The sequence below is a fragment of the uncultured Coprobacter sp. genome (assembly GCF_947855755.1).
In the GTDB taxonomy this organism is placed as follows: Bacteria; Bacteroidota; Bacteroidia; order Bacteroidales; family Coprobacteraceae; genus Coprobacter.
The window spans coordinates 12,516-29,104 of the sequence record NZ_CANUAR010000007.1; the positions used below are offsets into that span (position 1 = coordinate 12,516).

Consider the following 16,589-nt stretch of genomic DNA (forward strand, 5'->3'; position numbering starts at 1 on the left):
TAACCGCTTTTTAAGCAATAATATTTATTTTTATAGCATGATTCATTTTAAACGACCTGAATCCGAAAATACGAAATGAAGAAAATTCTTAAATATTGCTTTATATCCATAGGAATATTATTCCTGACTTTACTAATATTGCCTTTTACACTATATATTCCGGCAATACAAAGCTGGGCGAAAGATCTGGCAACAACGTATGCTTCGGAACAACTAAACATGAGTATCGCTGTCGAACGCATACGTCTCAAATTTCCGTTAAATTTGGTTCTGGACAACAGCAAAATTATCACGGCCGAAGGTGATACCATGTTATATTGCGATAATCTGCAACTTGATGTAAATTTCCGGCATTTATTACAAAAAAAAATCCAAATAGAAAGATTTTCATTCCAAAATACTCACTTTCATTATAATGACTCGACTTCACAGCTCGACTTGAAAGGCGATCTCGGATTATTAGCACTCAATGCAAAACCGGTAGATCTTGGAAATGAACGGGTTGAAATTCCGAATATAGAACTTCGAAACGGAACTGTATCATTAGATTTAGGAGAAAGCGAACCCGATACTACAAACAGCGAATCGAATCCTATTCTATGGATACTCGATATAAAACAACTGCAATTAGAAAATATTGCTTTCGGCATGACTACATCGCCTCAAACAAGCGATTTGCAAGTTAAAGTCGCATCAGCTTTACTAAAAAAAGGCATCGTTGATTTAGGAAAACAGTTTGTAGGAGTAGAATCGGTCATAATATCTGAAGCCGGGTTCAGCTATCTGAACGATACGACATCAGTATCTACCCTCCAACCCCAAACGGCAGAAACAGATACAACCACATCGCTCCCGTGGACAATCGATGTGCAATCTTTAAAATTACAAAATAGCTCAGGTATATACGGTCTCATGCATCATATTCCCCAACAAGGATTAGACCCCGACTATATTCAATTATCGGAACTAAACCTTGCTGTAAACTCTTTTTATAATAAGGGAAGTGAAATAAAACTCAAATTACAACAGTTGGCATTTACCGAACGTTCCGGATTATCGGTTTTACGAACGCAGGGAGACTTCGAGATGAATTCTGAACAAATCTCATTAACAGGATTCAATTTGAAAACTCTTCTTTCCCAAATAGATGCCGATATAAAAGTAGGAAGCGATATAATCGAACAAAAAAACGAAAGTCCTATTTCCGCATTGCTTTCTTTACGAGTTGCCATGCAAGATATTTATGCCTTGTATCCCGATTTACAAAAAGAAATAGCTTTATTACCGATAGAAACCTTAAAAGCCAACACCCATATAACAGGATCATTAGGGGAATTAGATATAAAACAATTTATTTTAACATTACCCGATCGATTCCTCTTTTCCGGAAAAGGTACAATGAATGAAATTATAAATTCTGACAAGTTAAATGGAATATTTTCTTGGCAAAGTACTCTTGTACATAGCTCTTTTGTTAAAAACATCTTACCAAAAGAACTGAACGATCAGATAGATATCCCTAACGGAATAACATGCAACGGATCGATACGCATGAATGGGAAACAATATTCTCCATCTATTTTATTGAAAGTCGGAGATGGGAATCTTTCTGCTAACGGGCAAGTCAATCTTGCTTCAGAAGCATACAAAATAGACATGGACGTGTCTCAATTCCCCATAAATTCATTTTTACCGAAAGATTCTTTGGGATGTTTAAGTATGCATTTAAAAGGGGAAGGAAAGGGCTTCGATCCTCTATCTGCTAAAACCTATACAGACATAGCTCTCACGATAGATCGGTTCGATTATAAAAAATATGATTATACCGACCTTACCACGACGTTACATCTAAAAGACGGTATTCTAAAAGGTGTTCTATCCAGTAGCTCCGAAGCTTTAAATCTCCACATGGACATATCTGGGAACTTATCTCCCGAAGAATACAAAGCTTATATCATCGGAGAAATAGAAAACATCAATACATGGCAAATGGGATTTACCGATACTCCTCTCTGCGTCTCGACACAATTAAATATCTCCGGTAGCGGAAATTCCAAAGGTGAATATACTTTAGATACCGAACTTCACAATCTGCAAATAAAGACAGATCAAATAAACGGAGAATTTAAAAGTCTCGCATTACAAGGTGAATTGTTAAATGACAAAATGCAAGTTAATTTCAAAACTCCCGATATTTATATTTCTTTCTCATCTCCTTCTGGTTTAGACGAATTTTTAAAACGGATAGATGAAACAAGCCAGCTTATTTCAAAACAGATCGAAAGACAAAGTATAGATATAGAAACCTTACAAAAAAATCTTCCTCGATTGGAATTAAAGGCCGATATCAAATCTGATAAAATTCTCAATAATTATTTAGAAAGATATGGTATTCAAATGAATTCTGCAAATATGAATATTTCTATTCTCGAAGATAAACCGTTCAGTCTGTCGGCATTCATCGATAAACTAACTACCGGAGGTATCAATTTAGATACGATTTCATTTAAAGCTCGACAGGACAGTGCACGGTTATTGTACGGATTGCATATCGGAAACAAACCGGGAAATCTGGATCAGGTCGCATCTTTGGGATTCAATGGATATATAACCGACAATCATCTGCGTTTAAGATGTTTGCAACGGAACCGACAATCAGAACAAGGATTCCGTTTCGGATGCGATGCCTACATGCAAGATTCTTTAGTGCACATTACATTTACCCCGACCGATCCCATATTGGGATTTTCGACATGGACGCTAAATGAAAATAACTATTTCGATTATTACTTCGATAAACACATGGCTGCCAATATCAACATGGAGAACGGAGAACAACGCATTTCTTTACAATCTGCAACTACCCGTCGTGGCAGACCGGGAGCATTAAATATCAATATGAAAGGACTTGATATAGCGTCATTGCTCAGCTCTTGGCCTTTAGCTCCACCGGTTGCCGGAACTCTATCGACCGACTTGGTTCTCGATTTTCCGAAAGAGCAAGTTAACGTATCCGGAGATATCTCCATTGCAGAATTATTATATGACAAACAGCGAGTCGGCAACATCGATCTGAACATGCGATACAGGCTCAACGACGAAAACAGGCAACAAGTACGATTAGGTCTATTGGTAGATCAAAAAGAAGCGCTTGCCGTCAAAGGATATTACCAACCGGATAGTACAAACGCCATACAACTAAAACTACAGCTATTATCATTACCTCTTGCAATAGCCAATCCTTTTTTACCTGCAGATGTATCAAAGATCGATGGAGCACTTAACGGAGAAGTAGATATCTCTGGAAAAACAGATGCTCCTATAGCATCCGGATATCTGCAATTTGCAAACACATCTATATCTGTTCCGATGATCGGAACTTCATTCGGACTATCCGACAAAAAAATAGAAATTATAGAGAACGATGTCATATTGAATAATTATGCTATAAACGGACCGAATAAACAACCACTTACGATAAACGGAGATTTAAATTTACGGGACTTTTCAAAGATAATGACGGATATTACAATAAAAGGTTCTGATTTTCAAATGATCAATGTTCCCAAGAATAACAAAACAATGTTATACGGTAAGGCAAATGCTGATTTGGATATTTCTGTCAAAGGTGCTATCGATGAGCTGAAATTACGAGGAAACATAGGATTATTAAACGGAACGGAGGTGACTTATGTCATGAGAGATTCTCCATTGGAACTTAAACAACAAGCTAATACCAACATGGTCACATTCGTATCTTTCAATGATAGCACGGCTTTAGCCGACACACTTTCTGTAACTGCTGCTAAAATAAGCGGGATGGACATTCTCATGAATGTAGATATCGCCAACGAAGTAAAAATGGCAGTAAATCTCTCTGCCGACGGAAAGAATCGCATCGATCTCAAAGGCGGAGGAAATCTTACTTATACAATGAATACTCTCGGAGACAGTCGTTTTACAGGAAAATACGAATTGACAGGGGGTACTGTCAGATACAATCCACCGATTATTTCGGAAAAGTTATTCAATATACAGCAAGGCAGCTTCGTCTCATGGAGCGGAGATATAGCCGACCCCAGCATGAATATCACAGCAATAGAGCCTCTGAGGATTTCAGTCACAGAAAACGACAACAATAGTCGTCCGGTTACCTTTAATGTCATTATCAATATCAAAAATACGCTCGAAAATCTCGCTATCACATTCAATGTTTCCGCTCCGGAAGACCTGACTATTCAAAACGAACTCACTGCTATGACTGCAGAACAAAGAGCTACTCAAGCCATGAATCTGCTTATCTACAATACATATAGCGGACCCGGTACATCGACATCATCAAGCCTGACATCGGGTAATCCTCTAAATTCATTCATACAGAAAGAACTGAATCAATGGGCTCAAAACAATCTGAAAAATATCGATGTAAGTTTCGGAATCGATAGCTACGATGATACGATGAACGGAGGACAAGGGACACGAACCGACTATTCGTATAAAGTTTCTAAAACTCTATTCAACGATCGTTTCAAAGTAATTATCGGTGGAAGTTTCAGTCCGGATGCCGCAGCAGACGAAAATCTGAAAGAAAATCTTGTCGATGATATTTCCTTAGAATACAGACTCGACAAAAGAGATAACATGCTTATCAAAATTTTCAGACATACAGGTTATGAAAGCATTTTAGAGGGTGAAGTGACACAAACCGGCGTCGGGTTCGTTGTCAGGAAAAAATTACTCAAACTGTCGGAACTTTTCCGATTAAGCAGCCGTAAAGAGAAAAAAGTGACAAAATAATGAAAAAATATATAGCGAACATAATTATTATATTATCGGGAATAGTCTTCATAACCGGTTGCTCTACGACGAAACGATTGGGAGAAGGAGAGATTCTTTATACCGGAGTAAAAAAAATGAAAATAGAACCGATAGAGGGCGTCAAAGTCGATGGAGATGTAATTTCTGCCGTAAAAGACCCTTTATCCGTACCTCCCAACAATCCGTTATACAGTCCTTATTACCGTACCCCGTTTCCTTTCGGATTATGGGTTTATAACAATTTTGTCCCTAAAAAAAATAAAGGATTCAAGCATTGGTTTTATAATAAATTCGCTAAAGAACCGGTACTCATATCCGGAGTACAGCCCGAATTGCGCGTTAAAGTAGTCGAAGACATCTTAGCAAATTACGGATATTTCGGAGCTGAAGCCAGTTATTCTTTACTTTATAATAAAAAAAACAAGAAAAAAGCGAAAATCAACTATTTTGTAAAAATTCCGCAAGCATGGACCTATGACAGTATTTCATATCCGAAGCCGACAGATGGAATTACACAATTGATTGACAGTACCAAAGCCCAATCTTTACTACGAGTCGGAGCTCAGTATAATGCCGACTCCCTGTCGGCAGAACGAACGAGAATCGCTACTCTCGCACGAAACAACGGATACTACTATTTTCGTCCCGAATACATAGAGTATCTGGCAGATACGACACAAGAACATTTGAAAGTCAACCTTCGAATGATTATAAAAAAGGGTATTCCGGCAATGGCTCTAAAAGCTTATACCGTAGGCAATATAGATATTTCATTACAAAATTCTACCGGGAAAGGCATCTGGGACACCATATATTATAAAGATATGAAAATGGCATATCAGAAACCGTTAAGAGTCAAGCAATCTATCATGCCGTCAAATATAACTTTACGTCCGGGACAGATATATTCTGTAAACGAACAAGACCAATCTCAAACCAACTTGAGCAGGCTGGGTATATTCCGGTATATAAATCTAAATGTTACGCCCATAGATTCCTTACGAGGAGCAGACTCTCTCAATGTACAAATAGACGGAGCTATGGACATACCTCTCGAATCGGAATTCGAAATAGACGTTTCTTCTAAATCGAACAGTTTCATCGGTCCGGGAATGACTTTCGGAGTAAACCATAAAAATATCTTCAGAGGCGGAGAAATTTTAAGTGTAAAATTGAACGGATCATACGAATGGCAAACCGGGAAAAAACAAAGCGGATCTAAATCGTCTCTTTTAAACTCCTATGAAATAGGTCTGAATGCAAACCTATCATTTCCCCGATTATTAGTTCCTAAATTTATTCCTCGTCCCCGTAAATACGGTGCACGTACCAATTTCCTATTAGGTACAGATTTGATGAACAGACCTCATTTTTTCCGAATGATTTCATTCAATGCATCGAGCGGATATGAATTTCAGACGTCTGACGTCAGTTATCATAATCTGACTATTTTAAAACTAACCTATAACAAGTTGCTGAATACTACTAAGAACTTTGATGAAACCATGGACAAAAATCCGGCAATAGCCATGAGTTTCAGAAATCAATTTATCCCGACAATAAGTTATACCTACACATTCAATAAATCGTTCGGAAGAAAAGGCAATAATCGTATCTTATGGCAAACAAGCGGAACACAGGCCGGAAATATACTTGCCGGAGTAATGGGGTTATTAGGAGACAAAGGTGAAAAACATCTGTTCGGCAACCAATTTTCTCAATTCGTAAAAGGAAGTACCGAATTGAAATATTATCGCCGCCTATGGGGAGATAACTGGCTGGCATCCCGTTTCCTTGTAGGAGCAGGACATGCTTATGGGAACTCAAAAGTAATGCCGTACAGCGAACAGTTCTATATCGGCGGAGCAAATAGTATCAGGGCTTTCACAATACGAACATTAGGACCGGGTAGTTATCGACCGCCACAGGATAATCCCAATGCTTATTTCGACCAAACCGGAGATTTTAAGTTAGAAGCCAATATAGAATTTCGGTTTAAGATTATAGGTGATCTGCATGGAGCTATATTCATGGACGCAGGAAATATCTGGTTATTAAAAGAAGATCCGCAACGTCCCGGAGGAAAACTAACATTAAAAAGTTTCGGAAAAGATATTGCTTTAGGTACTGGATTCGGACTCCGTTATGACATCAGTTATATCGTATTACGGGCCGATCTCGGTATAGGATTGCATACTCCTTATCCCAATCCCGATAAAAAAGGATACTACAATTTATCCAGTTTCAAAAACAGCCTGGGATTCCATTTGGCTATCGGATATCCGTTCTGACATCAAATGCAAATAAATATCACAATAACCGATATGGGTAAATAAGGCTATATCGGTTTTTAACTGAACACTCCACTTAAATATTGTTTGGTCAAATCATGTTTTGGATGATTGAACAATTCATCTGCAGTTCCTTGTTCTATCATTTCTCCCATATACATAAATATTACATAATCAGCAATACGCAAAGCTTGACGCAATGTATGCGTTACCATAATAATTCCATAACGCTCACGTAATTTCATAAACAGATCTTCTATATTTTTACTGGAAATAGGATCAAGGGCGGACGTCGATTCATCTGCTAAAATAAATTGTGGTTCGACAGCCAAACCTCTTGCCAGACACAAACGCTGTTGCTGTCCGATAGAAAGAGCAGAAGCAGGAGTATGTAAACGATCTTTTACTTCATCCCACAAGCCGGTAGCACGAAGGTATTTTTCTACGGTCTTATCCAAAGTTTTCTTATTTCTTATGCCATGTATCCGACAACCGAACGTAATATTATCATAAATAGACATAGGCAACGGCGTAGGACGCTGAGAAAGTAAACCTATCTTTTTACGAATATGCGTAATCTCAGCTTTTTTATCATAAATATCCTCTCCATCTACCAGAACACGTCCTTCCACGCGCACATGTTCGGTCGTATCTATCATTCTGTTAATACTTTTCAACAATGTCGTTTTTCCACAACCCGAAGGACCTATAATACAAGTAATCTTTTTATCATGTAGCTGTAAACTTATATCTTTCAGAATATGATTATTCTGGATATAAATATTCAATTTTTCTATATCGATCGTAGCATCTTTTTTCGTATCCGATCCTAAATCCAACTCTTCATCGATTTTTCCAGAAACGGTTTTACTAACATTATTGCGCCACTCTTCAAAACGATTAAAAGCATTTGTAAACTTAGAACTGTCTTTCTCCATTATTTTATTTTATTTTTTGAGAATCTATAAGTAATCATCCGACCTATAATACTTAATATCAATACGATAATAGTTAACAAAAGAGCTGCAGCATAAGCCCGTTCCCGCACTTCCGGAGTAGGGCTGCTCAATTGAAAAAATATAGAAAGCGGAAGAGTTGCTGCCGGTTGATTCAACGAAGTAGGTATGCTATCGGTAAAACCTGCAGTAAACATGACTCCGGCAGCATCACCGATAGCTCGACCGACAGAAAGCAATGTCGCTGTCGCAATTCCCGGAGCAATTTGTCGTATGGCGACTTTAATAGCTTCTAACCGAGTCGCACCAAGCGAATATGTAGCATCAAGCAATTCTTTAGGCAACTGTCTGGCAACTTCATCCATCGACCGGACAAATATAGGGATAATCAACAACGTTATTACAATAATACCTCCTAATAAAGAAGTTCGTAATCCGAAAAAAATCATAATCGTAAATGCAAATGCACCATACACAATGGACGGAATTCCATATAATACATCAAAGGATAAACGTGTCAAATTTGCCAACTTCGAATCTTTCTTCAAATAAATATTGACAAAAAATACTATCGGAATACTGATGCACAAGCCTAATACAGTAGAAGCCCCGACAATATACACAGAACCCGCAATAGCATTCAAGACTCCTCCTTCTTTCCCTATATAAAAACCTCCACCCGGCAATTTCGTCACCATATCCCAAGACATAGCCGGCCATCCGTTCTTAATAATCGTTATCAGAATACTCCCTAAAAATGCAAAAACCAATAATAAAGAGAGCACCATCAAAACATAAAATATCTTCTCTACAACAAATTTCATTTTCATTTTAGTCCTCCCCTTACAACTTAAATTTTTTCTCGACATGCTGCAACATCATTCGTGACGCTAAATTGAATACCAAAATGATAAAAAACAAAATAAATGCAGCGAACATCAATGCCGACTCATACAAAGGCAACGACAACATCTCTCCATAATTATTAGCGATAAGAGCCGGAAGAGGGTAACACGGATCAAAAAGGGAATGCGGAATCTCTGCATAATTCCCACAAACCATCAATACTGCGATCGTCTCACCAAATGCCTTTGAAATAGCCAATACGACAGCTGCAATTATTCCCGGCATCGACTTTCGGAGAATTACTTTAGTCGATATTTGCCACTTTGTCGCACCTAAAGATGCTGCCGCATCCCTATAATCCTGAGGGACAATAGTAAATATCTCGATGAAAAGACTTACCAAAATGGGCAATATCATCACCCCAAGCACTATCCCGCTGGCCAATACGGTATAACCGCTGGTATATTCTACAAAATGAGGTCCTAACTTATCTGCAATCCAAGGTACGATAATCAATGTGCCCCACACACCAAATACCACAGAGGGAATCCCCGCTAAAATATCCAATACAGGAAAAACGACCCGTTTTGTCCAAGAATGAGCATATTCGGAAAGATAAATTGCCGATAGTAAAGAAATAGGCAATGCAATGAGTATAGAAAGTGCCGTCACGGCTAAAGTACCTATAATGAATGGAAGAAAACCGAATTCTCCGCTTAAAGGTTTCCAATCGGCATTGGTTAATAAATCCCATAAAGAATGTTCATTCAATATCATCCGAGACTTCATATAAAGCCCCACTCCCATAAAGACTAATACAAGCAATGACAAAATCGTCAATATAAACATAAACGATTTTGTCATTTTATCTTTAAATAATCTTTTTCTCAATAAAGAAATAGCCATCATTCTATTTTTTCAGTTTAGCGAGCTCCTGATTAATCGTCGTTTTAGACAAGCCTATATATCCAGTAGCATTAGCATACTTCTGACCTTCAGACAATATATATTTTATAAATTCAACAACCTCAGGCTTTTTTGGTACTCCGTTAGAAACCAAAAACAGATTTCGTGCAGGAGGAGAAGGATATTTTCCGCTAACTATAGCTTTAATCAGCGACAAACTGTTATCATAAAAATTTTCTTCCGGATCTATTTTCCCGTTCCCATTGACATCCAACGGAATAATGGCAAGTCCGGCATAAGGTCGCCTCGTTTTCTGGTCGTAAGCATAAGCTATATTATTGAATCCTATTCCAACCTTATCTTTTTGTACGGCCGAAGCCACGCCCGGATCTCCAAACACTGCCGTCCCCTCAAGGTCTTCTTGTCTTTTTCCAAACCAAGCAGCCCAAGTCTCCGCTGCTCCGCAAGCATCAGAACGAGTATAAACATGCACAGGTACTTTGGAAACAGTACCCAACACATTTCCCCATGTCTTATATTTTCCACTCCACAAATTCAAGGCCGCATCACGTTTAAGTCCTTTAGCTTTAATATCCCGAATTAAAGGATTAGCCGCATTGACGGTAGGTACTACCGCATCTTTAACAACAGCAAAAGCTACCGCCCCTTTTTTTAATTCGACATCATGAACATCTCTGGAAACCATTCCGAGATCGACGACTTTAGCTAAAGCATCCGTCATTCCTTTTCCAGCACCACCTCCAGAAATATCAATACGCACATTCGGGTGTATTTTTTTAAATTCTTCTGCCCATTTAACCACCATAGGATATAAAGCAAAAGCTCCGGATAAGGATATTTCACCTTTCAAATTATCTTTTGTCTGAGCTTTTACCGGTTGCACCAAACCTCCTATATATACAGCTAACAATAATCCTACAAAGGTTCTTTTCATACATATATGTTATTTAATTATCATTCTATTTTCCGAAAACGATACAATCGTTCTTTATGGGCATCCGATACTATTTAGAATCAAGAAAATTTATATGCTTCGCTGGATGAACAATTATAAAAAATTGTATCAATTCAACACAAAATCAAGGATATAAATATTAATATATCGATCACAAATGTATATAATTAAATTGAAAACGAAATAATTGTTTATAGTTTTTTAGATAATAACATGAAATAAGAAAAAACTATTTTTAAAACAAACAGGACAAACCTTTCAAACAAGGTCTGTCCTGCTTCTATCTTCATATATATAGTCGTTAGTCTATTCTTTTAATAAAACCGAAGAATGGTCACTTTCAATCACTCTCTTCGCTCCTACATAACGTTTGGCATAATAAAGGGCATCACTCGATTCTTCACAGATTCCTTTCGAACAAGAAGCGTGTATAAATTTAAATTTCCCTCCGGGTAGAACTTCTGATACCAAGCCCACATGTCCTACTCGTGAAGAAGTGCTATTGCGCCCCTTAAAAAACACAAGATCTCCCCGCCGGATATCCTCCTTATCAACAGATGTCCCTTGCAAATACTGGGCTGCCGAAGACGCATTCAATTTTAACGCGATTTTTTTAAACACATAATGCGTAAAACCCGAACAATCAAAACTCGACGGACCTTTACTTCCTCTGCAATAAGGACGTCCCTTAAATTGAAAAGCATACTCAAGTAAATGATCCACAACAGACTGTCCCGAATCTACAGAAAGCGAAGGCAATAACTCCTGCATATCCTTTGAAAGCCAAGTTTGCGTCAGCTTACCTTTTGATATATCAGATACTTCTTTCTGCGACTGGGCATAAACAGGTATTACAGAAAGAGAAAGCACCGTAATGAATAAAATGGCCAGCGTGTTGATCTTCCGACAAAAATAATTCATTCTTTACAGTTTCTTTTGTTTTTCAATGATTCAAATTTAAGATAAAAATTTTAAAAGGACAACTATTTCTAAGCCTAATCACTCTTTTTTAAAGAAACAAAACAGAAAATGCCCTTATTGTTAAACTGCTTTTTATTTAACAAAACTACGGAAAAACCATCCCCCGTTTTTTAAACATTGCTTCATCTTCTTTTTTAAGTCCACAATTATCAAGTGATTCCGGAAGATTATGATCATTCAAATAACTTCTCCTACGAGGAGAGAAACCGTTACTCACAACTGAAAATACCGAATCGAGATAAACAGTAGTAATACCTCCTAAATCGAGCATCGTATGAAATGCGGCTCTTGTAGATATAGGAGCTGAACGATGCAAAGCAGCATTTCTCATTGCTTCGGGATAACGATCGTTATACTCATCCGAAAACCAGATCAATAAAGGAATATGCAATTGATAATATGTCGGACACGGAGAAGCATGAAGAAAGCGATGCCGGTCATCATCCATAATATCTTCACCATGATCGGGAAGATAAAACATACATGTCACAGCTCCGGTATTTCTCAGCTTATCGATAACAGATGCCAAAAAGTCATCGGTACTCAAAATCGAATTATCATAGGAATTAATTAACAAATCACGATGACGATATTCAAGATTTGCACTATTATCAGGAACAAATACTCTGAACTTGCCAGAATAACGATCGCGATAATTAAAATGTGACCCATAAGTATGCAATACGATAAATTGTTTACTGCCACTTTTCGCTATAAAATTATCTAACAAAGGCAGCAAATCATGATCCAAAGGATTATCGCTGATAGCTAAAGGATCACCTCTCAAAAGTTCTACGACATCAGCTTCTCGTGAAAAAAAATCGGTAAATGTATTATTCGGTACTTGATTTGACAAAAATGCCGTTTTAAAACCGGCTTCCTTAAAAGCCGTAATAATACTTTTCTGACTGTATATTATTTCAAAATTATCGGCCGATGCTGCCGACAAGATCAATGGTACACTTTTATGTGTTGCATTACATTGCGTAACTACATCGGTAAAACAAACTAACGATTTTTCTTTCGACAACCGAGGATTGGTTTCTCTTTCATATCCATATAAACTCCAATTATCCGAACGAGAAGTCTCCCCGATTACCAAAACATAAATTTCTTTATCGCTCGAGGGATGCAAAGATTTAGCCTGAAATGAAAATGCCTCTGAAGTTTTTCTATAATTTTTACTTTTATGCCAACTTTCTCTGGCAAATTTCATATTATAAAACACATTAACCGGATATATATTCAATAATACGTTCTCGTCCGGTTCTTGAACTTTTGCCGTCACTCCCCCTATAGAACCGATCAGCAAACTGCAAGCTGCTATAATAATAGATTTTTTCCGGACGTTTGCATTCAAACGGTCTTCTATACGAACAGAATGAAATGCTAAATAAATCGCACCGAAAAATACAAAAAAGACCAATATCAACGCTGGTATAAGATTACCCAATAATTCGGAAGCTTCGCCAGTACTGGTTGTAAACAAATTTAAAAACATATCGGAAGCAATGATAGAGTTTCCGAATAAATAAAGCAACACTTCCTGGAAAGCTCCGAGCAGCAAAAGTAATGAAAGCCATAGCAACACGATTCCCGGCTTCTGCCGCATAGCAAGCAATCCCATATAGACCGACAAAGGCAGAAAAAAGTATGCTACTCGCATTGCTATACTCATTTCTTCTGTATATAAAAGAAGGCAAGTCGGTATCATCAATATGATCGTAAACAGTATATATAAATTTTGCTGTTTACTTAACCAATCCGATATTTTTTTCTTAAAATGCTTCATTTATATTAAACAAAAAACCCGTCTGTCCTTTTCCAAAACCATAATCTAAACGGACATTAACCCGTTTTTTAAATTCCCAACGATATCCAAGACCATAATTCGGTAATGTATGAGACCATCTGAAAGAGTCGAAGTTATGGAATACGTTTCCCGCTCCGACCCAAAAGACGACTCCATTCCGTTTCCAAATATGTTGCCTGAGCTCTACTTGAATTTCTCCGATATTTCTGTCTCGGTACTGACCTTCATAATATCCTCTCATACGGAATGAACCTCCCAGTTTAGGCATCATGGTCCAAGGGGTATCTCCGAATGTGAATTTAGCATGAATATCAATCGCCAAAATCCCTCCTTTCCATACTTTCTGATAAATATCTGCTAATAAATCGGTCGTATAGAAAACATTTTTATTCCCAAGAAAACAGGGAGATAAGCTCTGCTCTAATTTCAAATAAACTCCTTTATACGAATTAGTCTGAAAATCTCTCGTATCATAGGAAACCGAACCACCTACTCCAACCGATAGCGTCGATTTAGCAGCCCCATTCAATGTTTCGGGCTTTTTAAAATTCGACCCTGCAACATAGTCGAAACTTGCCAAAGGTCCTGCATAAAGGTTATTGGCCAAGCGAAAAAGGAAATCTATTTTGACCTGATTCTGAATACGCTTATAACTTCCTTTATTATCATCATTACTTCCGGCTTCATATCCCGTCCCCCAAAAATATCCGGGGAAAGAGAAGAAATACAAATTATATAACAAACGGTACTTATCTTTTGGAAAAAAATGAGTTCCTTTTACTCCTAAAAGATAAAATCCTGTCGTAGATACATCCCCATACAAAGACACCATCGAAGGCTGCATCAAAGAGTCTTTACCCTGATAAAGCCCGGCAGCAACCAATCCGAGTCCGAGTTTAGTATCGCTCGAATAATGAGGACCTCCAATTATACTGAAATCAAACTTTTTACGGGGTTTCGGTTTATTGGCATCATTAAAATAATTCAAAAAACGACGAAAAAAAGAAGGTTTCTTTTTAACCCCAGCCGTATCTGAACTCAAAGACAAAGACGAGCTGATAACAGTATCTGCATTAAAAGGTTCTGCAATGACAACTGATGTCTGTTCCACAGAATCGGTAGCTGACAAGAAAAACGATTCGGAAGCCGAACAAGCAGATGCCGAAACTATAACTCCTTCTGACCATATCAGAATAATACATATAAACATCCGAACCTCTTTCATACATTCGATAAATACCTATTCTTAATAACAAGCAAAGTCTCAATGTGTTTGACAGTAAACCTAAATATATTCGATTCATAAGTCATAAACGGGACAAATTTATAACAAAACGTTTTAACACACGATAGTTTTCTTAAAATTATAATCTTACATTATGCTTTTTTATATAAAGTACAGAAACTTAGCAATATCGTAGATTTTAAGAGCCTGTTTAAATAATTATCTTCAATTCTCATTTGTAAAAACATACCGTTTTTTCATACCTTTGTATTACAATATAACCAGAATTTTAAATGAAAGAAACAAGCATCGTTTTTAACAATCCTATTCCCCGTTTACCGGAAATACGATTAAAAAAAGCACTAAACTGGTGTATAAAACCAAACGAACAATGGGCGATTATAGGTCCTAACGGTGCAGGAAAAAGTATAATAGCCGGACTTTTACAAGGGAAATATGCTCTGAAAGAGGGAGAAATTATCAATAATTATCCCGGCAAAACATCTGACGTAATAAAAACTATTACTTTCAAAGACATTCATTCTATTACAGACAGCCGTACAACCTTCTATCAACAACGGTGGCATTCCTCCGAGAGTGAAGGAATACAGACGATAAGAGAACTATTATCGAACAATTTTGATGAAATATCTATCCGGGAATTATTTACTCAATTCCGAATAGAAGAAATGTTAGATAAGAAAGTTATCTATCTATCAAGTGGAGAATTACGTAAATTTCTAATCATAAGAACATTGCTTACTCATCCACAAATACTGATTCTTGACAATCCTTTCATCGGATTAGATGCGGCTTCCAGAATTTTGTTAACAGAAATGTTAGCACAAATGTCCGAAATGAAAGAACTTCAAGTCATTCTGCTTCTATCCAATCCGGACGACATTCCAGAAATGATCACTCATATTCTTCCTGTCCGAAATCGTATTTGCTATGATCCTATGTCCCGCAATGATTTTTTACAAAATAAAGATTTGAGAAATTACCTCTTTCCTGAAGTTCACAACCAAATACGACTTCCTGATCCTACTCGTAAAAAGTCAGAACACAATGTAACATTTCGAATGGAGAAAATCAATATCTCTTACGGATCACACCCAATACTTAAGGGATTAGACTGGGAAGTAAAAAACGGCGAAAAATGGGTACTACTGGGAGAAAACGGGGCAGGAAAATCTACACTCTTGAGTCTTATTTATGCAGATAATCCTCAATCTTATGCAAATACACTTTTTTTGTTCGATCGGAAACGTGGCTCTGGAGAAAGCATCTGGGAAATAAAAAACAGGATCGGATATGTATCGCCAGAAATGCATTTATACTACACAGAAAATGTTCCTGCTATACAAATCGTAGGTTCTGGATTTTTCGATTCTATCGGACTATATCGAAAATGTTCCCCAGAACAAGAAAATATTGCACTGGCCTGGATGCACACTTTTGGAATCGACGCTTTATATAACAGACCTTTTCTTACTCTATCTTCGGGAGAACAGCGATTGATATTGTTAGCCCGAGCTTTCGTAAAAGACCCGGATCTATTAATTTTAGATGAGCCTTTACACGGTCTGGACATCAGTAACAAATGCCGTGTCAGAAAAATTATAGAAAATTTTTGTGAACGACCGGGAAAAACCTTAGTGTATGTAACGCATTATAGTCACGAAATACCTTCCTGTATCCAATACCGATTTAAACTAATAAAAAATCGGGAAAAGAGCTTGTAACCTCTATAAATATTTTCATTTTAGGCCAACAT

At 37.3% G+C, this 16,589-nt stretch carries 10 protein-coding genes; 3 read left to right on the forward strand and 7 right to left on the reverse strand.

The features are described from left to right. The first annotated feature begins 75 nt into the window (after window positions 1-75). Together Q0093_RS05615 and Q0093_RS05620 are read left to right on the forward strand one after the other, a co-directional pair. Complete coding sequence (locus Q0093_RS05615; RefSeq protein ID WP_297928880.1) at window positions 76-4,797, forward strand: translocation/assembly module TamB domain-containing protein; 4,722 nt, start codon at window positions 76-78, stop codon at window positions 4,795-4,797. Next, window positions 4,797-7,109, forward strand: coding sequence for a BamA/TamA family outer membrane protein (locus Q0093_RS05620; RefSeq protein WP_297928882.1), 2,313 nt, complete (start codon window positions 4,797-4,799; stop codon window positions 7,107-7,109). The genes Q0093_RS05615 and Q0093_RS05620 overlap by 1 nt, the downstream gene beginning before the upstream one ends. Window positions 7,110-7,168: 59 nt before the next feature. On the opposite strand, the gene Q0093_RS05625 is transcribed toward Q0093_RS05620, so the two are convergent. The 7 genes from Q0093_RS05625 to Q0093_RS05655 all read right to left on the reverse strand — a co-directional run bounded on the left by Q0093_RS05625 (window position 7,169) and on the right by Q0093_RS05655 (window position 14,797). Beyond that, window positions 7,169-8,047 carry a phosphate ABC transporter ATP-binding protein gene (locus Q0093_RS05625; protein WP_294179200.1) on the reverse strand — a complete coding sequence of 293 codons (879 nt, stop codon included), beginning with the start codon at window positions 8,045-8,047 and terminating at the stop codon, window positions 7,169-7,171. Further along, window positions 8,047-8,895, reverse strand: a complete 849-nt coding sequence (locus Q0093_RS05630; protein ID WP_294179198.1) for a PstA family ABC transporter permease — start codon at window positions 8,893-8,895, stop codon at window positions 8,047-8,049. Before Q0093_RS05630 ends, Q0093_RS05625 begins: the two co-directional genes overlap by 1 nt. A 13-nt stretch (window positions 8,896-8,908) precedes the next feature. Beyond that, the gene (pstC, locus tag Q0093_RS05635; protein WP_297928883.1) at window positions 8,909-9,775 is read right to left on the reverse strand and encodes a phosphate ABC transporter permease subunit PstC; all 867 of its coding nucleotides are present in this window, start codon (window positions 9,773-9,775) and stop codon (window positions 8,909-8,911) included. Between the two features lie 46 nt (window positions 9,776-9,821). Continuing rightward, complete coding sequence (locus Q0093_RS05640; protein ID WP_297928884.1) at window positions 9,822-10,772, reverse strand: substrate-binding domain-containing protein; 951 nt, start codon at window positions 10,770-10,772, stop codon at window positions 9,822-9,824. 327 nt (window positions 10,773-11,099) lie between these two features. After that, the gene (locus tag Q0093_RS05645; protein WP_297928886.1) at window positions 11,100-11,714 is read right to left on the reverse strand and encodes a C40 family peptidase; all 615 of its coding nucleotides are present in this window, start codon (window positions 11,712-11,714) and stop codon (window positions 11,100-11,102) included. Between the two features lie 145 nt (window positions 11,715-11,859). Beyond that, window positions 11,860-13,566: a phosphoethanolamine transferase gene (locus Q0093_RS05650; RefSeq protein ID WP_297928888.1), complete on the reverse strand. Its 1,707-nt coding sequence runs from the start codon at window positions 13,564-13,566 to the stop codon at window positions 11,860-11,862. Continuing rightward, a complete protein-coding gene (locus Q0093_RS05655; RefSeq protein WP_297928890.1) occupies window positions 13,553-14,797 on the reverse strand; it encodes a BamA/TamA family outer membrane protein in 1,245 nt (414 codons plus the stop codon). The genes Q0093_RS05650 and Q0093_RS05655 overlap by 14 nt, the downstream gene beginning before the upstream one ends. Before the next feature lie 308 nt (window positions 14,798-15,105). On the opposite strand from Q0093_RS05655, the gene Q0093_RS05660 reads away from it, so the two are divergent. Further along, window positions 15,106-16,557, forward strand: coding sequence for an ATP-binding cassette domain-containing protein (locus Q0093_RS05660; RefSeq protein ID WP_294179184.1), 1,452 nt, complete (start codon window positions 15,106-15,108; stop codon window positions 16,555-16,557). The last annotated feature ends 32 nt before the right edge of the window (window positions 16,558-16,589 follow it).